The organism is Candidatus Tisiphia endosymbiont of Temnostethus pusillus (assembly GCF_964264675.1).
Taxonomy (GTDB): domain Bacteria; phylum Pseudomonadota; class Alphaproteobacteria; order Rickettsiales; family Rickettsiaceae; genus Tisiphia.
Map to the genome: position 1 here is coordinate 683,212 of NZ_OZ183472.1, position 22,502 is coordinate 705,713.

General features: G+C 33.1%; 24 protein-coding genes and 1 pseudogene. 13 read left to right on the forward strand and 12 right to left on the reverse strand.

Annotation, left to right across the window (positions count from 1 at the left end; translation table 11 throughout):
• Window positions 1-5: 5 nt before the first annotated feature.
• From rpoD to ACFEL2_RS03340, 3 genes are read right to left on the reverse strand one after another with little or no spacing between them, the layout of a single operon-like run.
• Window positions 6-1,922 (reverse strand): RNA polymerase sigma factor RpoD, encoded by a 1,917-nt coding sequence (gene rpoD / locus ACFEL2_RS03330; RefSeq protein WP_341752169.1) that lies wholly within the window; start codon window positions 1,920-1,922, stop codon window positions 6-8.
• A gap of 17 nt (window positions 1,923-1,939) precedes the next feature.
• Window positions 1,940-3,712 carry a DNA primase gene (gene dnaG, locus ACFEL2_RS03335; protein ID WP_375332236.1) on the reverse strand — a complete coding sequence of 591 codons (1,773 nt, stop codon included), beginning with the start codon at window positions 3,710-3,712 and terminating at the stop codon, window positions 1,940-1,942.
• Window positions 3,709-4,329: a diacylglycerol/polyprenol kinase family protein gene (locus tag ACFEL2_RS03340; protein WP_341752167.1), complete on the reverse strand. Its 621-nt coding sequence runs from the start codon at window positions 4,327-4,329 to the stop codon at window positions 3,709-3,711. The genes dnaG and ACFEL2_RS03340 overlap by 4 nt, the downstream gene beginning before the upstream one ends.
• Window positions 4,330-4,405: 76 nt before the next feature.
• On the opposite strand from ACFEL2_RS03340, the gene greA reads away from it, so the two are divergent.
• From greA to ACFEL2_RS03385, 9 genes are all read left to right on the forward strand, one after another.
• Window positions 4,406-4,897, forward strand: coding sequence for a transcription elongation factor GreA (gene greA / locus ACFEL2_RS03345; RefSeq protein WP_341752303.1), 492 nt, complete (start codon window positions 4,406-4,408; stop codon window positions 4,895-4,897).
• Window positions 4,898-5,349: 452 nt separating this feature from the next.
• Window positions 5,350-6,306 (forward strand): IS110 family transposase, encoded by a 957-nt coding sequence (locus tag ACFEL2_RS03350; RefSeq protein WP_341751265.1) that lies wholly within the window; start codon window positions 5,350-5,352, stop codon window positions 6,304-6,306.
• A 200-nt stretch (window positions 6,307-6,506) separates the two neighbouring features.
• A complete protein-coding gene (locus ACFEL2_RS03355; protein ID WP_375332237.1) occupies window positions 6,507-7,157 on the forward strand; it encodes a dienelactone hydrolase family protein in 651 nt (216 codons plus the stop codon).
• Window positions 7,158-7,402: 245 nt separating this feature from the next.
• A complete protein-coding gene (ubiB, locus tag ACFEL2_RS03360; RefSeq protein WP_375332238.1) occupies window positions 7,403-8,791 on the forward strand; it encodes a 2-polyprenylphenol 6-hydroxylase in 1,389 nt (462 codons plus the stop codon).
• Window positions 8,788-9,603, forward strand: a complete 816-nt coding sequence (gene xth / locus ACFEL2_RS03365; RefSeq protein ID WP_375332239.1) for an exodeoxyribonuclease III — start codon at window positions 8,788-8,790, stop codon at window positions 9,601-9,603. Before ubiB ends, xth begins: the two co-directional genes overlap by 4 nt.
• Window positions 9,604-9,650: 47 nt before the next feature.
• Window positions 9,651-9,944, forward strand: a complete 294-nt coding sequence (locus ACFEL2_RS03370) for a nucleotidyltransferase family protein (RefSeq protein ID WP_341755113.1) — start codon at window positions 9,651-9,653, stop codon at window positions 9,942-9,944.
• Window positions 9,931-10,350, forward strand: coding sequence for an HI0074 family nucleotidyltransferase substrate-binding subunit (locus ACFEL2_RS03375; RefSeq protein ID WP_375332240.1), 420 nt, complete (start codon window positions 9,931-9,933; stop codon window positions 10,348-10,350). The genes ACFEL2_RS03370 and ACFEL2_RS03375 overlap by 14 nt, the downstream gene beginning before the upstream one ends.
• Window positions 10,351-10,690: 340 nt before the next feature.
• Window positions 10,691-11,647, forward strand: coding sequence for an IS110 family transposase (locus tag ACFEL2_RS03380; protein WP_341751265.1), 957 nt, complete (start codon window positions 10,691-10,693; stop codon window positions 11,645-11,647).
• A 147-nt stretch (window positions 11,648-11,794) separates the two neighbouring features.
• A complete protein-coding gene (locus tag ACFEL2_RS03385; RefSeq protein WP_375332241.1) occupies window positions 11,795-13,537 on the forward strand; it encodes an ABC transporter ATP-binding protein in 1,743 nt (580 codons plus the stop codon).
• A 573-nt stretch (window positions 13,538-14,110) separates the two neighbouring features.
• On the opposite strand, the gene ACFEL2_RS03390 is transcribed toward ACFEL2_RS03385, so the two are convergent.
• Window positions 14,111-15,757 (reverse strand): hypothetical protein, encoded by a 1,647-nt coding sequence (locus ACFEL2_RS03390; RefSeq protein ID WP_375332242.1) that lies wholly within the window; start codon window positions 15,755-15,757, stop codon window positions 14,111-14,113.
• A 282-nt stretch (window positions 15,758-16,039) separates the two neighbouring features.
• The gene (locus tag ACFEL2_RS03395; RefSeq protein ID WP_341752163.1) at window positions 16,040-16,276 is read right to left on the reverse strand and encodes a DNA adenine methylase; all 237 of its coding nucleotides are present in this window, start codon (window positions 16,274-16,276) and stop codon (window positions 16,040-16,042) included.
• 66 nt (window positions 16,277-16,342) lie between these two features.
• On the opposite strand from ACFEL2_RS03395, the gene ACFEL2_RS03400 reads away from it, so the two are divergent.
• Complete coding sequence (locus ACFEL2_RS03400; protein ID WP_341752162.1) at window positions 16,343-16,606, forward strand: type II toxin-antitoxin system RelB/DinJ family antitoxin; 264 nt, start codon at window positions 16,343-16,345, stop codon at window positions 16,604-16,606.
• Window positions 16,593-16,919: a type II toxin-antitoxin system YafQ family toxin gene (locus ACFEL2_RS03405; protein ID WP_375332243.1), complete on the forward strand. Its 327-nt coding sequence runs from the start codon at window positions 16,593-16,595 to the stop codon at window positions 16,917-16,919. The genes ACFEL2_RS03400 and ACFEL2_RS03405 overlap by 14 nt, the downstream gene beginning before the upstream one ends.
• Here the strand turns inward: ACFEL2_RS03405 and ACFEL2_RS03410 are convergent.
• The gene (locus ACFEL2_RS03410; protein ID WP_375332244.1) at window positions 16,881-17,768 is read right to left on the reverse strand and encodes a hypothetical protein; all 888 of its coding nucleotides are present in this window, start codon (window positions 17,766-17,768) and stop codon (window positions 16,881-16,883) included. The two genes, ACFEL2_RS03405 and ACFEL2_RS03410, sit on opposite strands and share 39 nt — an antisense overlap.
• On the reverse strand, window positions 17,714-18,085 hold the full coding sequence (locus tag ACFEL2_RS03415; RefSeq protein WP_341752159.1) for a hypothetical protein: 372 nt from the start codon (window positions 18,083-18,085) through the stop codon (window positions 17,714-17,716). The genes ACFEL2_RS03410 and ACFEL2_RS03415 overlap by 55 nt, the downstream gene beginning before the upstream one ends.
• A 126-nt stretch (window positions 18,086-18,211) precedes the next feature.
• On the opposite strand from ACFEL2_RS03415, the gene ACFEL2_RS03420 reads away from it, so the two are divergent.
• Window positions 18,212-18,502 carry a hypothetical protein gene (locus ACFEL2_RS03420; protein WP_341752158.1) on the forward strand — a complete coding sequence of 97 codons (291 nt, stop codon included), beginning with the start codon at window positions 18,212-18,214 and terminating at the stop codon, window positions 18,500-18,502.
• Window positions 18,502-18,792, forward strand: a complete 291-nt coding sequence (locus ACFEL2_RS03425; protein ID WP_341752157.1) for a type II toxin-antitoxin system PemK/MazF family toxin — start codon at window positions 18,502-18,504, stop codon at window positions 18,790-18,792. Before ACFEL2_RS03420 ends, ACFEL2_RS03425 begins: the two co-directional genes overlap by 1 nt.
• Window positions 18,793-18,876: 84 nt before the next feature.
• Here the strand turns inward: ACFEL2_RS03425 and ACFEL2_RS03430 are convergent, their stop codons facing one another.
• From ACFEL2_RS03430 to ACFEL2_RS03450, 5 genes and pseudogenes are all read right to left on the reverse strand, one after another.
• Window positions 18,877-18,999, reverse strand: a complete 123-nt coding sequence (locus ACFEL2_RS03430; protein ID WP_341752156.1) for a hypothetical protein — start codon at window positions 18,997-18,999, stop codon at window positions 18,877-18,879.
• Window positions 19,000-19,425: 426 nt separating this feature from the next.
• Window positions 19,426-20,295: a TIGR01459 family HAD-type hydrolase gene (locus tag ACFEL2_RS03435; protein ID WP_375332245.1), complete on the reverse strand. Its 870-nt coding sequence runs from the start codon at window positions 20,293-20,295 to the stop codon at window positions 19,426-19,428.
• A gap of 537 nt (window positions 20,296-20,832) precedes the next feature.
• Window positions 20,833-21,805 (reverse strand): annotated as a pseudogene (gene ftsZ, locus ACFEL2_RS03440) (cell division protein FtsZ); the annotation flags it as partial.
• 102 nt (window positions 21,806-21,907) lie between these two features.
• Window positions 21,908-22,090, reverse strand: coding sequence for a type II toxin-antitoxin system YafQ family toxin (locus ACFEL2_RS03445; RefSeq protein WP_341752153.1), 183 nt, complete (start codon window positions 22,088-22,090; stop codon window positions 21,908-21,910).
• Between the two features lie 90 nt (window positions 22,091-22,180).
• On the reverse strand, window positions 22,181-22,441 hold the full coding sequence (locus ACFEL2_RS03450; RefSeq protein WP_341752152.1) for a type II toxin-antitoxin system RelB/DinJ family antitoxin: 261 nt from the start codon (window positions 22,439-22,441) through the stop codon (window positions 22,181-22,183).
• Window positions 22,442-22,502 lie beyond the last annotated feature (61 nt).

Consider the following 22,502-nt stretch of genomic DNA (forward strand, 5'->3'; position numbering starts at 1 on the left):
GAAAATCAGCCTCCAAAAGCAGATTCTGAAGAATTGTTTTGCTTTCTAGAACCACCCCGAAAACTACTAAGTTTTTTAGATCTAGTCGGATGCTTCAATTTGCGTAGTGCTTTGGACTCTATTTGCCTAATACGTTCCCTAGTAACGTTGAATTGTTGTCCAACTTCTTCTAGTGTATGATCGGTACTCATTCCTATACCAAATCTCATTCTTAGAACTCTTTCTTCACGAGGAGTAAGAGTTGCTAAAACTCTAGTTGTGACCTCTCGTAAGTTCGATTGAATTGCTGCGTCAAGCGGTAATATAGCATTTTTGTCTTCAATAAAGTCTCCAAGATAACTACCATCATCATCGCCTATTGGATTTTCTAAGCTAATTGGTTCTTTAGCTATTTTCATTACTTTTCGTACTTTATCAACTGGCATAGAAAGACGAGCAGCAATTTCTGCCGGAGTCGGTTCATAACCTAGCTCGTTAAGCATTTGCCTAGAGGTACGAATAATTTTATTGATCGTTTCAATCATATGCACGGGAATACGTATGGTTCTAGCTTGATCAGCTATAGCTCTAGTAATAGCTTGCCTAATCCACCAAGTAGCATAAGTGGAAAATTTATATCCCCTACGATAGTCAAATTTATCAACAGCCTTCATTAACCCAATATTTCCTTCCTGAATTAAATCTAAAAACTGTAATCCACGATTTGCATATTTTTTAGCAATTGAGATAACTAGACGCAAATTAGCCTCTATCATAGCTTTTTTTGCCCTAAGGACTTGTCTTTCACCCTTTTGTATTGTATGCACTAACTTTTTAAATTCAATAATTGGCAAACCAATAGTCATTTCCATGGTTTTTAATTCACTAATCATTTGATCAATAGCATCAGATTCTTTAGCAAGGAAATTCTTCCAATTAGATGGCTTGTTTTTTTGCATTTGCCTTTTCCAGTTTTCATCAATTACTGCTCCCATATATTCATTTAGGAAGTTCTGACGACTTATGCCATATTTTTCAGCTAATTTAAGGAAGTTCCCTTCTTTAGTTACTAATTCTCTATTTAGACTATATATTCTATTAAGAATTTCTTCTGTCCTTTTAGAGTGAAAATGGATACTAGAAATTTCAATAATTAGTAATTGTAGATTTTTGGCATATTTTTTGTTATCATGCAATCCCTTAGGTTGAGGATAACGTGTGTAATGTTTTTTTGCTTCAATTAACAACTCTTCAGAAAGTCTAGAAACTCTTTCCATACGCTTGACAACACTAGGTAATAACTGTAACTCAATAGTAGCTATTGATAAATTACTAGCTTCTTCATGTTCTTCATGATCTGATTCTATATAATTATTTTGATTCTCTTCAGAATTACTATCATCCCCGTTAACCATATTAGCTTCTAGATCAATCAAATCTCGGAGTAGTATTTTTTCATTAACTAAATCTTCATGCCATTTTATAAAGAATTTCATCGATATTGGATTTTCACAAAGTGACTTAACCATTATCTCTTTGCCTTCTTCAATATCTTGGGCTACTTCTATTTCAGTCTCACGAGAAAAAAGCCCAACTCCTCCCATATCTCGTAAATATAACCTTACTGGATCATCGGTTGTACCTAAGTTTTCTTCTTCACTTTCGTCTTCAGGCTCACGATCAACATTATTAGACAGTTTAAATTCATCATCTACATTAATATCAAGTTTGATCTCGTCATCATCACCTTCTATAATATCAACTCCAGCCTCAGAAAACTTTGATATTACCTTTTCTAGATCTTTTACTGATATATTATTAGTCATTGGAATGACTTTATTTAGATCATAATAAGTGACTGCAGTGCCTTTTTCTTTAGCTGTTTTAACTAGGTTATCAACTGCAGTACTTTTTACATCTATTTTCTCTTTTGCTTCTGTCATAATTTATAAACCTTGGGTCAATTAGTAAAAGATTCGTTTAGATTATAAATCTCTTTGGAGATTTTCAAAATTTCTTCTCGATATAATATAGCTTTTTTTAGCTCTTCGTCTGAGCCATTTTGAATAATTGAGCTATATTCTTGTTTTAATAGTACTAGGTGATGTTTTTTATGCAACCATTGCCAAAGTAAGTCAGAATCGATATCATCCTGATTAAATGACAAATCTAGAAATAGATTATTGGATTTTGACAATACTGAAAAAGTGTCATAAAATCCAGTTTTTTCTGCCAAAGCAATAATATTTTCCTGATCTAATATATCGTTGCTAATAATTTCTGCAAAATACCAATCACGAAAAGCTTCAAGCATTTTATTTTGGAAATTTAACGTTAACAAGAAATCCTTTATTTCTTGCTTTTTGGTCATTTCAGGAAATTTAACCAATATTATACAAACAGCTTGTTCTAATATTTCGATTTCTGAATAGTTAGGAGTGGTAGATGTAATATTTGAACTTGTTATAGTTACTTTATTTTGCCGTTTAATTAAATTTTGCCATATTTGCTCTTTAAAATATCGATAATAATTATTGCTAAGTAGTTTATCCTTTATTTGTTTACAATAATCTCCAAGATTTCTTTCCAAAATAGCTTTGTCTTCTGGAGTTGAAAAAGTCTTACCTTCATATTCGGAACGCCAAATCATTTCAGATAGATTAATTCTTTTATCAAAAATTTGTGTGAAACTTCCCGCTCCATCTTTATTTATAATATCATCAGGGTCACTTCCGCTAGGTAACATCACAAAGGAAATTTTCTTATTGCCATTTATCAGAGGTAGTACTAGATTAATTACCCGATGGGTGGCTTTTATTCCTGCTATATCACCATCTAAACAGAGTACTATTTCATCTCCGGCACGCCATAATTTTTGCAAGTGATTCTCTGTAACCGAAGTACCAAGACTTGCCATTGCCTCTTTAAAACCAGCTTGGTGCAAGGCAATAACATCCAAGTACCCTTCAACTAAGATTGAATGATTTTTTTTATAGGCAACACTAATTGCATTATTCTCCCCATATAATGTTTCATTTTTTTGAAATAATATGGTTTCCGGAGAATTTAAATATTTAGGTAACCCATCACCAAGCACTCGCCCTCCAAAACCAACTACTTTATTATAAACATTTTTAATCGGAAAGATTATCCGATTATAAAATATCTCATATATTGTACCATCATCTCGCTTGCCCACTAAGCCTGCTTTTTGAAGTTTTGTCAAAGATATTGATTTTTTTTCAAAAAATTTCTGTAATGCTTTAGCTGGAGGAGCAAAACCAATGGAGAATTCCTTAATTGCTTCTTTACTAATACCGCGGTCATGTAAGTAGCTACATACTTCTTGTGACAATTGTGATGTAAAAAATCTTTCAGCCATCTCTAAGATATCAAATAGTTCATCCGATTCTTCATAGAGTTTTTGTTGTGCTGCTGTTAATTTAGGCAATTCAATGCCATAATCATTAGCAAGTTTAATGGCTGCTTCCTTATAAGATAAACCGCTAAAGTTGGAAACAAACTTTATAACATCCCCGTGAACAGCACAGCCAAAGCAATAATAAAACTTCTTGGCATCATTTACAGTGAATGATGGAGATTTTTCAACATGGAAAGGACATAGTCCCAAGTAATTTCCAGATTTCTTAGTTAAGACTACTTTTTGTCTAACAACATCTGATAAATTAATCCGAGTTCTAAGAAGTTCATAAAATTCTAATGGAATTCTCATAAACTTAAAATAAAGGTGAATATGATTGTAGAGAAGCAGTAGCTAAGAGGTATTAATAAATTATCGTTTATTGATAACTCTTTTGAGTAGAATTCACTAATAGTAGCAACTATAGAACTAATTATAATAACAGTAAAACTAGTGTGATAGCCGATGAAAAAATACACTAATATGCTAATAAAAATTGCAGAAATTAGAAAGGCAATAGAACCTTCCAATGACTTGCCATTTTTTAGAGGCGTACCTATTTTTGTACCCACTAGTGCAGCAAGACAATCAGCTATTATCAATATAAGCCAAGATGAAATCGCTAAACCTTTTGAAAATAAAAGAGCAGTTAAGAAAAATCCAACTACCATAAAACTGCTACCACTTAGTCTGAATAAACCACTCTGTTCTTCAGGTCTCATAAACTTTCCAAGAAATTTATCTGTAAATTTCTTAACATATAAATTATAATGCCTTGTAATATCTATATATAATACACATATTATAAGTAGAAATAATAGTGTAGTAACAACTAATTTAGATGAAAATAAATAAAAAAGTGGTATAATCAAGCTGTATAAGTGGAAAGTTTTACGTTGTATTTCAAAATTAAAGAGTTTAGTTTGCATAATAACCTAAAAGGCCTATTTGACAAAGTTTGACACAACAAATATACTAGAAAACTTAACTTAGACAAGACATATTATTATGGCAGATTTTCCTATTACACATAAAGGGTTTGATAGTTTAGAAAAAGAAATTAAACATCTTAAACACATAGAACGACCAAAAGTAATTGAAGCTATAGCAACAGCTAGAGATTTTGGAGATTTATCTGAGAATGCAGAATACCATGCAGCACGGGAAAAACAAAGTTTTATTGAAGGTCGCATTGTGGATCTTGAAGATAAAATAGCAAGAGCTAAAATTATTGATACCTCAAAACTCTCCGGTGATACCATAAAATTTGGGGCATTAGTTAAGTTGATCGATGATGAAACAGAGGAAATAGTTATATATCATATTGTTGGAGAGTATGAAGCAGATATAACCAAAAAGAGGGTATCCATAGTATCGCCAATTGCTAAGGCTCTCATCGGTAAAGGGGTCGGAGATATAGTAGAAGTAACCACTCCTAAAGGTTCAAAATCTTATGAGGTTTTAGAAGTATCCTATCAAGAATTAGTAGATATTTAAGATAATAACTATTAGTGCTAGCTTATTTATATGTTATAACCTGAATTCGATGTAACAAGTTACATCGAATTCAGTATTGTATATAGAAACAATCAGGTTTGAAGCGGTTCTACTCGATAATCAAGTTTTTTAGAATTATTAAGAAATACGTCATTGCGAGGAGGCACTTTGGTGGCAACGAAGCAATTGTAAGTTAAAAGTATGATATAATAGATGTTGAAGTCAATATAAATAATGATTTATACTGACTTATAAGGGGGTATTACAGCGATAGTCATTAATAATACTAAATGACTATCGCTGTGCAGGCGTGAGCGACCGTGAAGCAATTGGTCTTAAGATCGTATGGATCTTGGTACTCTAGCCCAAATCCCCGAGACGTTTGAATAGTTGATTGGGATGCCTTTGCACTCCCGCTTACAATCGTAAACATTAAAAGTCTTCGAGGTATTATGCCATTATATAATAATTTTATTGGTCTTGATATAGGAAAATTCAATTTTGTTGTTGCTATTCATGGAAAAAAAGAAACTAAAGAATATAATAACAACTCTAATGGAATAGCTGATTTTATCAAGGATTACAAAAAAGAGATTAGTTCTGCATTGTGTGTTTTAGAAACCACAGGTGGATATGAAATGGAACTATTACTAACGCTTTGCAATCAGGGTTTTGCTGTACATAGAGCCAATACTCGCAAAGTTAAAAACTTTATTAGGTCTTTTGGGAATGCAGCTAAAACTGATAGTCTTGATGCTAAAGCTCTAGCACTTTATGGTTTTGAACGGTCAGAAAGATTAGAACTATTTAAAGTACAATCTAAGCAAGCTTTAAACTTGTATGAATTAGTCGGACGTAGGAACGACCTCAAACAAATGTTGATTGCAGAAAAAAATAGGTTTCAGTCCCCGAGAGCTGATTTAATCAAGTCTAGTTGTGTTAAAATAATCGAAGTACTAGAAGAACAAATTGCATCTATTACTAAAAAAATAGATGACTTAATAGCAAAAGATAAACTCTTGCAGGCTAAGAAAGAGACACTGCAAACTATTAGTGGTATAGGCACAGTAGTATCTAATGAGCTTATAGCTTTGTTACCTGAACTTGGTACATTGAACCGCAAACAAATAGCATCATTAGTAGGTGTTGCACCAATATCTAATGATAGCGGTAGATATAGCGGATATAGACATACAGGTCATGGTAGAAGTTTTGTTAGACCTATGTTGTTTGTAGCTGCTATGGCTGCTAGAAATTCTAACTCTGAACTGAAGGTATTTTATGAAAAATTGATCAATAGAGGAAAAAAGAAAATGGTGGCGATGGTAGCATTAATGCGGAAAATCATTGTGATTGCAAACGCTAAGTTACGTGATTTAACTAGCTCTGCAGAAGCAATAAAAATTTAAACCAAATTTATTTAAATTTTTATTGCGAACATAGTTGATCCACAAAAAATATAATAAGTAATTTGGATTGCAGTGTCGCCACTAAAGTGGCTTCTTGCAATGACGTTTGACTAAAAGTTGTATACATCTTACTAATTTTGTGTGCATTGCCTAGGTTAACGGGGTATTACCCCTGTGGAAACTTTTTAAGAGCTTAAAAAATGATTAAAAATGAAATATTATCTTACCCAGAAGTTAAAAGTTTGAATGGTGAATGTAAGAAGCTTGTTGTATTGTTACATGGGCTTGGTTCAGATGGGCATGACTTAATAAGCTTAGTTCCATTTATATCTAAGGAATTGCTAGATTGTCATTTTATCTCGCCGCATGGAGTTGAAAAATTTGACAATGCACCGTATGGCAGACAATGGTTTAGTCTAAATGATCGTACCCCTTATGTAATAAGGGAATTAGTTGCTAAAAATAGTGGTTTAGTTACAGAGATAATTAAAAAAAAACAAGCAGAATTAAATTTAACTAATAAAGATACTATCATAATTGGTTTTTCACAAGGCACTATGATGGGACTATATTTAAATTTGGTGCAAAAAGAGCCTTTTGCTTGTGTGATAGGCTTTTCTGGTAAATTAATCGCCCCACTAGAATGTATCAATAAAACTACGCCAGTTTGCGTAATACATGGCGAATTAGATGATGTGGTTGATGTAAATAGCATGGACGAGATAATAGAATATTTACAGAAATATAATATTGCTTATAGTAACTACAAGATACCAAATCTTATGCATTCTATTGATGATAGGGGGCTACAATTTGCCGTCAAGTTTATAAATACTAGACTTACTGCATAAGTCAATCTAGTTGGTGATTTTGTCGTCGAAACTCGCCTCCGCTCCTCGCGTACGTCTGTGTACGCGAAGGTAGCCGACTTCGTTTCTCCTAAAAATCCCGAAAGCTTCTTTGATTTATGCAGCAAGTCTACTAAAGCACAGTAAATTGTAATACGACGTTTTTTTAAGTACTTAATCCCAAGGAATTTAGCAGATGTTTTACTGCTTAGGTAAGTAGCTTAAAACTTCAAATCATTTGAGTATATATGATTAGCTTATTATTGAATTTCTTGCATATATTAAGAGTGGTAAGCAAGCAGCAAATTCTGACTTATCCAGATACCATAAAATTACCATCTAGGTTAAAATTTCTTGGCTGGATGATAACCATAGTATTTTACCCAATTGGTTTATTTAAGCCACCAAAAGACGATTTTGGTATAAGGTTAACCGATTGTTTTAAAAAATTAGGTCCTGTCTATATAAAATTTGGTCAAACTCTTTCCACAAGACCGGATCTTATAGGAGTTAAGATTGCCCATTATTTGCAGTCTCTTCAAGATAAGTTGCCACCTTTTAGTAGTAATATAGCACGAAAGATTATTGATGAGTCTTTTGGTCAAAGTGCCGATGAGTTATTCTCCGTCTTTGAGGATATACCAATTGCAGCAGCTTCGATTTCTCAAGTACACAGAGCTAAGTTGAAGTCTGGTGAATTCGTTGCAGTAAAAATATTACGTCCGAGAATTCATCATATATATAATAAGGATATTAAGCTTTTATATATTTTTGCTAAACTAGTAGCAAGAATATTTATAAAATTTAAAAGATTGCGACCAGTAGCGGTAATAGATGTATTTAATACTACTATGAAATTTGAGCTTGACCTACGTTTAGAAGCAGCAGCAGCTTCAGAGCTCTCTGATAATCTGCAAAATGATGTTGATATATATATTCCTAAAGTTTATTGGCAACTGACTCATGAATATATAATAACCACAGAATGGGTAGATGGAATATCAATTTATGCTCGAGATAAGCTTATAGAGCAGGGCTTAGATCTAACTAAAATAGCTCAAAGATTTGCTACAATATTTTTTAATCAAGTATATAGAGATGGTTTCTTTCATGCAGATTTACATCCTGGCAATATTTTAGTTAGGTCGGATGGTAGCATAGTGTTACTAGATTTTGGTATTATGGGTAGGTTATCTGATAAAGATAGAATGGCAATTGCTGAAAGCCTGTTTGGTTTTTTAAGTAGGAACTATAAGTTAGTAGCACTTGTCCATCTTAGGGCTGGTTATATTCCTCAGAATACTGATCTTGATCTTTTTGCTCAGGCGTGTAGAGCAGTAAGCGAACCGATTATAGGATATGCCGTTAAAAATATTTCCATAGGTAGGTTACTTGCACAATTATTTAAAATCACCGAAGATTTTGGTATGGAGGTACAACCACAATTGCTATTATTACAGAAAACTATAGTAGTAGTTGAAGGGGTAGGGCAGCAGCTTGATCCAGAAATTAACGTATGGCAGCTTATAGAACCATGGATCAAGAAATGGGCGGCTAAGAATCTTAGCCCAGAGGCAAAAATTCTTAGAATTCTAAAGCATGTTGTAGTGGAAATATTGGAGAGATTTAATAAATGAAAATAGTAACTTGGAATATTAATTCTGTACGCTTGCGACTGAGTTTGCTCAAAAAGCTAATTGATGAACATCAGCCTGATATTATATCACTGCAGGAGATTAAAACAATTAATGAACTATTTCCTTACCAAGCTATTAATGATATGGGCTATCAGCATATATATTGTTCAGGAGAGAAGTCTTATAATGGAGTAGCAATTTTATCAAAATTGCCTTTTACCAATAAATTCATTCTTGAATTGTATAATAGTGATAAAAGGCATATAGCAGTAGAAGTTTTAGGTATTGAGATACATAATTTTTATGTACCGGCTGGCGGGGATATAGCTGATGTGAATGTTAATGAAAAATTTAAACATAAATTGGCATATGTAAAATTAATACAAGAATGGTTAACCAATAATCGGAGTAAAGATAGTAAGATTATCATAACGGGAGACCTAAATATTGCCCCTCATGAGCATGATGTATGGTCTAGCCGTCAATTACGTAATGTTGTCAGCCATACAGACATAGAGCGTTCAACTCTGTTGGAATTACAGGATTCCTTAGGTTTTATTGATAGTAGCCGCTATTTCATACCGTATAATGAAAAATGTTATACTTGGTGGAGTTATAGAAATATAGACTGGCAAAAATCTAATCGGGGACGTAGATTAGATCATATTTGGACTAGTTCTAACTTACAAGATAAGATGCTATCTGTTAGCTCCTTATCAGAAGCTAGGAATTGGCTTATGCCCTCTGATCATGTACCTTATTTTTTAACATTGGGTAGTTGTGTGGGGGTAAAAACCTCAATTTTGGATTAATTTCATTAATCTAGATAATAAAAAAACAAGAAGTATGGGATTAATAAATGAAAGTTCAGGATTATAAATTTTATAATGATTTAATATCACAGATTGTGGTTGAGGAAGTTTGGTTATTTGGTTCTAGGGCAAGGAACGATAATCAGGATAGAGCAGATATTGATTTAGCTATAGTATGTCATAATGCTACTACTAAGGATTGGTTGAAATTACAAGAAATTGTTGATAATGCTGATACACTCTTAAAAATAGATTGTATAAGGCTTGACGAATTAGAGGATTCATCAGACTTAAAATTATCTATAATACGAGAAGGGGTGAAATTGTATGGAAGATCCTAAAAAATATACTAAAATAGAGTTAGGTTTTTCAAAGCTAAGTAGAGCTTTAATATCTTTAGAAGATATTGTATTTAAGCCCGTGCTAGAAGATCGAAGTAACATAGATGTTAGCATTCAAAGATTTGAGTTTACAATAGAACTATTTTGGAAATTATTAAGGGTAATTCTTGAAAGCAAAGGAGTAAAAGTGCAATATCCTAAAGATGTTTTAAGAGAAGCATTTAAAGGACATCTGATTGATCATGAACAAGAGTGGTTAAAAATGCTGCTAGATAGAAATATTACCTCTCACACTTATGATGAGCAGCTAGCGGGTAAAATTTATAATAATATTAGATCTTACATTCCCACATTAAGAAGTACATTTGATAAATTGAACTTTCTTAATCACTTACCTTACGTATAATCCCCATGGCGATTTAAAAGTTATAGGAAAAACAGCCTAGAGTCATTGCAAGGAGGCATAAGCCGACGAAGCAATTGTAAGTTAAAAGTATGATATAATAGATGTTGAAGTCAATATAAATAATGATTTATACTGACTTATAAGGGGGTATTACAGCGATAGTCATTAATAATACTAAATGACTATCGCTGTGCAGGCGTGAGCGACCGTGAAGCAATTGGTCTTAAGATCGTATGGATCTTGGTACTCTAGCCCAAATCCCCGAGACGTTTGAATAGTTGATTGGGATGCCTTTGCACTCCCGCTTACAATCGTAAACATTAAAAGTCTTCGAGGTATTATGCCATTATATAATAATTTTATTGGTCTTGATATAGGAAAATTCAATTTTGTTGTTGCTATTCATGGAAAAAAAGAAACTAAAGAATATAATAACAACTCTAATGGAATAGCTGATTTTATCAAGGATTACAAAAAAGAGATTAGTTCTGCATTGTGTGTTTTAGAAACCACAGGTGGATATGAAATGGAACTATTACTAACGCTTTGCAATCAGGGTTTTGCTGTACATAGAGCCAATACTCGCAAAGTTAAAAACTTTATTAGGTCTTTTGGGAATGCAGCTAAAACTGATAGTCTTGATGCTAAAGCTCTAGCACTTTATGGTTTTGAACGGTCAGAAAGATTAGAACTATTTAAAGTACAATCTAAGCAAGCTTTAAACTTGTATGAATTAGTCGGACGTAGGAACGACCTCAAACAAATGTTGATTGCAGAAAAAAATAGGTTTCAGTCCCCGAGAGCTGATTTAATCAAGTCTAGTTGTGTTAAAATAATCGAAGTACTAGAAGAACAAATTGCATCTATTACTAAAAAAATAGATGACTTAATAGCAAAAGATAAACTCTTGCAGGCTAAGAAAGAGACACTGCAAACTATTAGTGGTATAGGCACAGTAGTATCTAATGAGCTTATAGCTTTGTTACCTGAACTTGGTACATTGAACCGCAAACAAATAGCATCATTAGTAGGTGTTGCACCAATATCTAATGATAGCGGTAGATATAGCGGATATAGACATACAGGTCATGGTAGAAGTTTTGTTAGACCTATGTTGTTTGTAGCTGCTATGGCTGCTAGAAATTCTAACTCTGAACTGAAGGTATTTTATGAAAAATTGATCAATAGAGGAAAAAAGAAAATGGTGGCGATGGTAGCATTAATGCGGAAAATCATTGTGATTGCAAACGCTAAGTTACGTGATTTAACTAGCTCTGCAGAAGCAATAAAAATTTAAACCAAATTTATTTAAATTTTTATTGCGAACATAGTTGATCCATAAAATGATTAAATTTGGATTGCTTCGTCGTGCTTACGCACTCCTCGCAATGACATTTCCTCGCCTTTAAAATAGTTACTATAATTCTTAAACAAAAAATAACTTATGCAAAATAAATACATTATTGCATTTTTCTGGCAACATATAAAACCATATAAATGGTTTTACTTGGTTATGCTACTTGCCCCTACTATAAGTAGTTTTTACCCGTCTGCCAATTATTATGCGATTAAATTATTTCTTGATACAATAGTAGCACAAGAGAATCTAACTTATAAGTTAGTTTTACTACCGATTATAATATTCACGTCTGCACAAGTGATTTTACCTTTGGTGTGGCGTATCGGTGACATAGCAGAATGGAAGGCTGAGCCTTATGTGCGACGTTCTATATTGCTCCAATCATACGACTATGTTCAGCACCATTCTTATTTGTTCTTCCAAGAAAGTTTTACAGGAGCCATAAGCAGCAAAATCAAAGGTATTTTGGATGGGTATGATAAATTTTGGGCGGAAATGCATCACGGATTGCTGCAAAAGTTTCTTAAATGTGTTGTGAATTTTTGTACCCTTAGTCTTGTTAACACAAATCTTGGCATATTTGTACTAATATGGTGTAGTTTTTACGTACCAATTATGTATAAACTCTCAACTAAATTAAACCAACTATCTTGCTTAGAATCCGAAAGTAAGCATTTTATAATTGGGCAGATTGCAGATAAAATTACTAATATTATTTCGCTTTTTTCTTTTGCTTCTAGGGCAAGAGAATTAAAGGCACTAGATAATAATATATTAAATGATTTTATTCCCAAACAGCTAAAAGTATACAAATATAACTTTAAGACTCAAATAGTAGGTGTGTGCTTCTATTTTGTTTTGTTTGGTTTTATTCTATTCTATATGCTGTATTTAAGAATACATGGCTTAATTTCTGTTGGAGATTTTGCTTTTGTTTTTGGTATTGTCTTGGTTGTTGCAGACGATATCTGGAATGCAACAGTTTCATTGCAGGATTTTACTAGATCAATGGGTGATTTAAAAAGTGCGTTGTCAATAGTTACTATCAACCAGCAAGATTTGGATAAACTTAGTGCAAGTCCGCTAATAGTTGATAAAGCTATTATTGAATTTAAAAATGTAAATTTTGGTTATAACAAAGAACTGATCTTTAAAGAGCTAACTTTTTCTATTAGTCATGGTGAGAAGGTAGGAATAGTCGGTCATTCTGGTAGTGGCAAATCAACACTTATTAATCTCTTGTTACGTTATTTTAAAGTTACAAATGGTCAAATTTTGATAGATGGACAAAATATTGACGATGCTACTCAAGACTCATTACGACAAAACATCGCGGTAATCCCTCAGGATACTTTGTTATTTCATCGAACCCTGATGGAAAATATTAGATATGGAAAACAGGAAGCAACTGATGCAGAAGTAATTGAGGCAAGCAAAAAGGCACATATCCATGAATTTATTACAACATTGCCAGAAGAGTATAATACTTATGTTGGAGAACGAGGTATCAAATTATCTGGTGGACAACGGCAAAGGGTGGCAATAGCGAGAGCTATTCTAAAAGATGCACCTATTCTTATCTTAGATGAAGCAACTTCTGCACTTGATAGTCAAACTGAGCGTTTTATCCAAGATAGCCTTAACTTCCTAATTCAAGATAAAAGAAAGACTGTGCTTGCAATTGCCCACCGCTTATCCACTTTAAAGCATATGGATAGGATAATTGTTTTAGATAAAGGGGTAATGATTGAAGAAGGTACACATACTACATTAATTCGTGACAAACATAGCCTATACAAAAGATTATGGCAGTTACAAGAAATTTAGTCTCTCTTATATCGAATTGGTCTTGTTATAAGGAAAAATGCATTCTTGAAGCAGTTCTTCGAATGCATTTTAACTGATTTACGCTAATAATCTTATTTTTATACTATATAAAAATAAGATTATTAGCCCACCTTACGCATGGTATTTAAACGTCACAGGGGGAACAGTCAGCGTCATTGTGAGAAGCCACTTTCGACAGTTGCGCCAACTTCGTGGCTCGCGATGACGGTTATTCGTTCTTATAACCTAGGAGGCTGCCTGCAATAACTAATTAATTATATTTTGAGCTATTTTTAGGCGAGAATAAACAGGATTTTTGATAGGATGTGTACCTATTTCAAGAAAATCCTGTTTATTAGCAGCCAAAAAGAGCCAAATATAGAATTACTTTAGTTATTGCAGGCAGACTCCTAGGTCGCGGTATGAAACCTGAACAAAACAATCCATTTTAATCACTTTTTGGATTGTTTCGTAGTGCTTGTAACGATGTACAAGAAAATCAACCCTTTGCCCTTGATATACCTTCATCAATCAACTCTTTAGCTTTTTGAGCATTTTTCCAGCCAACTATCTTTACTCACTTAATGTATAACTATCTCCAATAGTTTCTACTCTACATTCATGTTCAAAAGACGAAGTATCAAACCCCCCAATAGCTTCTAGGGCTTTGGTATCACATGTTGTTACTGGGTCATGATTAGAGCAATTATGCCATATGTATGGATTTTTGAAAAACCAAGCATATTTTCCTGCCATATCTTGAGGATTTAAATTATGTAGTACTTTACCTTCCTTGTCTAGAAGAACCCAGTTTAAAGGTTTGTTATGCTCTTTCCCATCTATGACTTTTATAGGTACAATCCTATCAGTCTTTTTTAAAGATTCTGCTTGTTGTTTTATATTGAAGTCAAGTTGAGCTTTTTCGATTTCATATCTCATACGATCCGTTGTATCGAAACCAGCAATCTTCATAGCCTCTAAATTATTACTTAAAACTTCTAACGTTTCTTCGCTACATTTTGTAGTATTATCTCCTATAAAAATATTTGGTTCTTGTAATGCTTTAATCAATATTTCTCTCATTGTTGTGACTGGAACAGTTATCATATAATGTTTGTTCACACTATCCAAAGTATTTCCATAATGTTGTAAAGTAACAGCAGCAATAAAACTGAGAAGCATTGGTGAAATATTTCTAGGCAACTCTCCTGCATAGAATACTCCTTTTGATATCCCAGCATTCGTAGTAAAACAAGCATCCGGCAATGTCATCATAGCAACTGACATTCCAATTGATTTTGGATCAATATTGTTTAAATCTTGCAATTTATTTGAAATAAATGCTACCCACGTATCATTTTGGTCATAATAATCTCTTATGCTGGATATAAAAGCATTAATACCAGCACCTGCATTCTTAATTCCAATATGATCACCATGATAATTTTTAATTGCCTTTAGTGAGTCGGTTGCATATTTTAACCACATTTTAGCATTCTTACCGGTAACTTTATCTAAATAAAAATGTAACCTTTCTTGTTGTATATGATAATACTCAGATGTTATTTCTTGCTTTGCATATAAGTTTACAAGCAATTCTTTGATATAAGAATAGTCCTCATTAATTTCCCTGAAATCATCAAATTCACTAAGAATCCCCAAAGCGCGTATATGTTCCATAGGAAAGCCATCTGTAGATTTAGCTTCATTACAAGCCTTTATAACAAGTTGATCTAACTCATCAGCGGTTAGGCTATTAACATTCTTTCCTTTAATTTGGTTGCATAATTTTTCAATTAACACTTTCTTTTGCTGTTCTTTTTCATGTATATCACTAATATTTATTCCAGTTTTTACACTTAAAGCTATAGTCTTATTAGTTGTTTTGAAGATTTTTATAAGCTTTGGTTTAAATGATGAATTATCAGCAAATGATGAGACAAAATCCTTGAATGTATCAGAATTATAGTCGATTCCATAGCACCTTTGACAATTTATATACTCAACTTCATCAAGAAGTCCGCCAAATTCTTCTTTATGATTTAATGCATAGGCAATATCTTTAAGACTTATTTCTCTTAACATTTCGAAAGTAATGTTGATTCCACCATTGGTTACTAACCCATCTGGTGCAGTAGATGCATTTTGTAAAACTCCTAATATTAAGTCTTTTTGTTCATTATCAATGTCTTGAAATTCAGTTATTTTCGTTTTCGCCATAAATTTACTCCATATTAACTAAAAAGATTGTTACTAGAAAATAGATAAACTAACTAATTTCCTATATAATCCGTTTTATCCGGTTTTCGTGATGCAGTATATACATTTAAAACTCATTGTCAAGCTAAATTAAATTTATTAGAATTATTGAATAAATATAAAAATTTGATGACTATTTCGGCGTATATTTCAGTTTGGTTATCCTATTTGTTTTGTCAAGTTCGTTGGAGTTTTTAATCAATATCCGTTAAATTGAAACTATAAAGTTCGATTAGTAACTACCTAAATATAGCTCCTAATCAAAACCTCTTCTGCGTTTTTCCTTCCATCAACTTTACAATTGATAGTACGAGGCACTTCTATAATCTCTATATAGAAATCTTTGTACATATGCCTTATAAACTGGATATTGGAATTTGAAAGCATAAAATACACCCCTTTATCGTTTAATTCTTTGCATTTTTGATAAAGTTTTATTTGGTCTGTTTCTGTAAAATCAAATTTTGTATATTTTTTCATATTAATTGACTTTTTATAGGCTTTGGGCTACAATGTAGCTCATAAACTATAAAAAGGAAAATTGTTATGTCTGTTAATACTACTGTTCGGGCTCGTATTGATGAGCATATTAAAGAGGAAGCATCTGTTGTATTAGCAACTATGGGTCTTACTGTATCAGATGCTTTTCGTATGCTTCTAATCCGTATTGCTCGTGAGAAAGTTCTACCTTTTGAACCACTTGTACCAAATGCTAAAACAATTGAGGCTATGAAAGCTGCACGAAGTGGTAACCTAATAACTATTGGTAGTATAGATAATTTGTTAGCTGATTTGAATGCGAGCGATTAAACGTACTATACAATTTAAACGGGACTATAAGCGGGAGAAGCGTAAACGACATGGTCTAACTTTAGATAATGATTTATTAAAGGTAATTGAGTTATTAGCTATGAATGCACGATTACCTGAGCGTATGCGTGATCACATTCTAATTGGTGACTGGAAAGATCATCGAGATTGTCATATTAAACCTGATCTTGTGCTTATCTATCGGAAAACGAATCCTAACACACTGGAATTAGTTCGCCTTGGCTCACAGGTGAACTTGGTCTATAATTTTCTCCTACCAATTCAAGTTATGACAGTCATGGAAACCACATAGAGCGGGTTGTAGGTAGAATAAATTCCTACCCGGGATGTTTCTTTGAAGGGATTTTTTAAGCAACTTTTCTGCCTTATCCAACTCACCATTTTTGATTAAAGTAAGTATTGTGCCAAAATCAATAATATCACTACCCATAGTTTCTGCTAAAGCTTTAAGCAGATTATTATAACTATCATACTCATTAAAGAAAAAATCCCCAAATAATCCAAGACCACCACCTTGTAATAAGGATGCCATAAATACTCCTTCTTCGTTTGGTGCAATCCATTCTTTCCCTTCTACCAACCTTTTGGCATTGATTGATAAGTAACCAAGCCCTATAGAACCCGGTAATAATTGAAACAACATTTTAATAGTAGTTGGGTTTCTCATTGCTTTAGCAATATCCTTCCATGTTGCTAAATCCAATAAATTGCCACTACCTACTTGTTGATGAAGTGGTATCTGATCGATGGTTACTGATTTTAACGGTCTAGTAATGTAAGTATAGGCAAAAGTTTTGAATTGCATTATACACTGAATCACTGCGGCAGCTGGCGAACCTGCTTTAATACCTAAATTGCCGAGTAACACGGCATTTCTTTCGGCAGTATGGGGAGTGGCAATAGCTGTATCAACCCGATCAAGTAAATATCTTCGTAAATTATTGGTCAAATCTTGCTTGAATCTAGTTATATCGAGACTACTAATTGTACTTTTACCACTTTGTTGTTGTAAATGTTGCTCTAGTAAATGATCAGGTAGTAGTGCCATATCAGGTATTAAATATGGCTTATTGTCTATTTGCTGTACTAAATGCTGATAAAGATGCCAATTACTTTCATTAATCCCATATCTATTAAGCAAAGTTTGTAAATTATGATATAGTAAGTTAAAGGGCTTATTAACTTGTAAAAAGATTCAGCTTCTTGTGGATTCTCAAGATTTATATGTTTGCCTTCCTCTAGCTGTTTTCTTGCTATATATAACTCCTCAGGCGATAAATCATAGCCTTTAGTTTCCCATTGCTGATGCCGTAAATTATTGATAATTTGCTGATCTAATTGTTTTACTGCTATCAAATATTCCTGAAACTCCGGGTTATTAATATGCTCCTGATGTAATTGCTGTAATTTGCCTTCTTCCTCTAGTAAAATATCGGGTATAATATTAACAAAAGTCAATGAAAAATTGTGTATTCAAAACACAATTATTTTCCTACAAAAATAGATAAATAATAAACTGGAAAAATACAATTTAATATGCAATACTATCGTAATAGGTAATAGTTTTAAAGAAGAAGGTAAGAAATGACCAGAAGCATTACAACTAGTATACGTTTAGAACCAAAGACCAAAAGCGTTGCAACTGTTATACGCTTGGAAACAAAATTAAGTAAAAAACTTGAAACAGCAGCTCAAAATTTACACAAAGATAAAAATTGTTTAATTATTGAAGCAGTGCGTATGTATCTTGAACAACTGGAACATCCTGATATAGTTGAGGAAGCTAGAAGGCAATCATTATTAGCTAATAAACAAGAAAATCCAGATGCTGATTTATGGGAAATGAATAGTGACCATACAGGGTGGAATCATTAATGAAAAGGGGGGATATTGTAATTTGTGCTTTAAATGGAGATTATGGTAAACCAAGACCTGCTGTCGTTATTCAATCTGACTTGTTTAATCCGACTCATGCTAGTGTCGTAGTGTGTCCTATAACATCCCATCTAATAGACTCACCGTTATTTCGTATTGTATTAGTGCCTGATAAGTTAACTGGTCTTGCATCAGTATCTCAGATTATGATTGATAAAATTGTCTCTATAAAATCCCAAAAAATTACCCAAAAATTGGTAAATTATCACCTAATGAAATGTTTAAATTAAATACTAGTCTTAAGTTGTGGTTAGGCTTAAAATGACGTAAAGGGAGGGTGGCAAAGTTGTCATCATTTTCCATCGTATTAATTATTATTGTGGATACTCAGAGATAATTTGTAATACTCTTTGCTTTTGTTGCTCTAAAGCTTTAGGGTTATTTAATTCTAGCAAATCAAATTTTAATATTTTACCATCCTTTGCCACAACCGGCAAATACCGACCATCTTTGGTAGGGAAAGTATAATAGACACTCTTTTTTCAGATGTTAGTTGCCATTTACCTTGTTGTAAAGATTCGCGTACTTTCGCAGCGGCGGTATATTGTCCTGTTGGGTCATTTGGCAAAGATTAGGTGAAATACTCAAAAGGGTTGACTTTCCAAATCAAGTGGAAGACCATTTCAATGTTCTAAAACCAACAAGATAGGCTTGTAGCCTATCTTACCTTTCGGAAGCCGGATGCGGTAGCTCTGCATGTCCGGTTCTGAGGAGGAGCTTAACCAAGCAATTGGTTAGGTCTACTCACATGTCCGACCTACGGTCTTCTCGCTAATAGATGTTTTTTTAACTTTCAACAGTTGTGGCGAATACCCCGCAAGTATTTGCAAGAGCCAATTCTTCAAAGTATTCAAGTATCTGGGTCAATCTGCAGTCAATTGAATAACAAAATTTGGCATTACTCCCTGCTCAGTTGCTGCAATCTCCAAATGGTACATTTTTTCTTCAATAGTATGATACTGGTTATGAAACTTTGTAGCATTACCTGTTAATACTAAAGCTGAATTAATTCCTACTTTATTAGCTCCTAAAATATCAGTATAGAAAGTATCGCCTATCATAAGAATACGTTCCAATGCAATATTTGGTAATTGGGTTAATACTTTATGATATATTTCTATATAGGGTTTGCCGGTAAAAATTACTTCACCACCAAATTGTTTTATTTTTGCAGCAAAGTATCCAGCACAATATCTCTGTATTCCTTGTTGTCTAATTCCAAGGTCTGGGTTCGCACATATGCTAACCATGTTTCTTTTAACTGCAGTTTTTAATAAATCGTCAAACTCATCCAAATTTAAATTTTTTTCTTCATCACGATAAAGCGTTAACAGCAAAATATTAGCTTCATTTATGTTTGTGGTAGTAGGTGTCTGTAATCCATCCATAAGATCGTTACTTTCTTGACCAAGATGATAAACTATAGGATTTTTTATACCAAATCTTTTATCACTTTCTAGTATCATATCAATTGCTATTTCACCAGAACTAATAATCATTTCTTTCGTTGCGTTAATGCCCCAGCTGTTAATTTTAGTAAATAAGGAAAATGTATTGCGTGGGGCATTAGTAACAAAAAAAACTTTCTTTTGTTGTGTAAGTATCTTGTTAATATTGTCAACTACTCCGGGATAAATTTGGTTACCTTCTACTACCACTCCCCAAAGATCAAATAAAAAAACATCATAATCATCTATTACAGATGAAATATGTCTAAAATCTAGTTTGGTCATTTTGCACACTATACTTATAGGATAATCTGATGATAATAGACAATAAATATTTTTAGTAAAATATATTTGTTGAAAATTGTAGGGTAATTTAAAAGCCTACCCTAAAAAAATCTCTCATAAAAAAATAAATTATGTTAACAAATTATTTTGGTTTCCTTAGAAAGGTTGGAATATCATGGATATCAACTTCTACATTATCCTTCTGAAGAATAGGTGGTGTAGGCTTTTTTATTTGCTCCTGAGTTTGAGTAGTATTAGATCTGAGTGAATTCCACATTCTACTTAGTAAAGATGATTTTGCATCATTACTGCTTATAGTTTGCTGATTTAGCATATCAATTGATGTTGCTTGAACACTTAAATTTAAATGTTGTGTTTCAGAATCCACTAAACTAGGCTTTTCACCAGTATATTGAGCAAAATCTGGAATTTCTTCTAATATTGTTGTTTCTATCGAATTGGACTGACTATCCATCTGTTCAGAACTCGTAGTAGTACTTGCTATTAATTCAATAGGTTGGGATTTGCTACTTATTGAGTGATCAGCATCAATACCAGTAGCAACTACCGATACTCTAATAACACCATTTAATTCTGGATTAAACGTAGAGCCGAAAATAATATTAGCATCGCTATCACCTACTTCTTCTCTAATTCTATTAGCAGCACTATCAACTTCAAATAATGTCATATCCGTACCACCAGTAATGTTAATTAAAACCCCCCTAGCACCACGCATTGAGTTATGATCTAATAATGGGTTAGAGATAGCTGCTTCAGCAGCTTTAACTGCCCTATCCTCGCCAGAGGATTCCCCTGTACCCATCATAGCTTTACCCATTTCGCTCATCACCGTTCTAATGTCGGCAAAATCTAGATTGATAAGCCCTGGCATGATCATCAAATCAGTAACCCCTCTAACTCCAGCATGTAATACATCATCTGCCATTTTAAAGGCATCTGCAAATGTAGTACTCTCATTTGCTATACGAAATAAATTTTGATTCGGTATTACTATCAAAGTATCAACAAATTTCTGTAAATCTAGTAAACCTTGCTCGGCAGTTCTAATTCTATGTTTTCCTTCAAAATGAAAAGGCTTAGTTACCACTCCGACAGTAAGAATTCCTAGTTCCTTGGCTATCTTTGCAACAACCGGAGAAGCGCCTGTACCAGTGCCTCCACCCATCCCGGCAGTGATAAACACCATATTGCTACCCTCTAAGTATCCCTTAATCTCGTTAGCTGATTCTTCAGCGGCTAAAGCACCAATCTCTGGAGATGCACCAGCTCCAAGACCCTTAGTAATAGCAACTCCTAACTGTATTTTATTATCACATAAAGAATGTTCCAGTGATTGTGCATCAGTATTAGCAACAACAAAATTTGCTCCTTGTAATTTTGCAAGTACCATATTATTTACCGCATTACCACCAGCTCCCCCAACACCAAATACTGTAATAACTGGTTTAAGAACTATATTCTCTGGTGCTTTGAAATGTAAAGCCATAATAATACTCTACCTGTTAAGTTAAATTGTTGTTAGTATAGTAAAGAATCCAAAAATTTCTACCATAAAATAACCTTTCTTATAGTTAAGAGTTGTTTTAAATTACTCGAATAAATCAACATGAGTACCACTGCGGTGTAATATAACTAAGTCATCAGTTATTTCATAAATAAGAAGCCAGTCAGGTTCAATATGACATTCATATTTCGAACCATAATTTCCAATTAATTTGTGTGAACGATATTTACTTGGCAAAGGAATACCTTGTACCAATATTTCTACCACCTTATATAGTTTTTTTTAAATCTTTATTTCTTTTAACAATACGCTTTAAGTCACGCTTAAAAACTGTAACCTGTATAATCTGTTTCAACTTTAGTCAATATTTAAAGATTGTTTAAATTCAGTCAAGGAAGACTTAGTGTAATCACCTTCTTCACTTTCTTTAAATGCTTGTAAAGTTTCAAGGTTTGGCTTTTTTACATGCGGTCTAAAGGGTAGTCCTCTAGAATTGATGGATTGCTTTATAAATATCCTGATAGCTTCAGACAATGTCATACCCATCTCATGAAATACTAATTCTGCTTCATCCTTAATTTCTGAAGAAATACGTAGCCTAATGTCAACATTATCCATAAATCCCCCTTATTATACATATAAGGTACGTAACATTGACATATATCGTGATATATGTCAA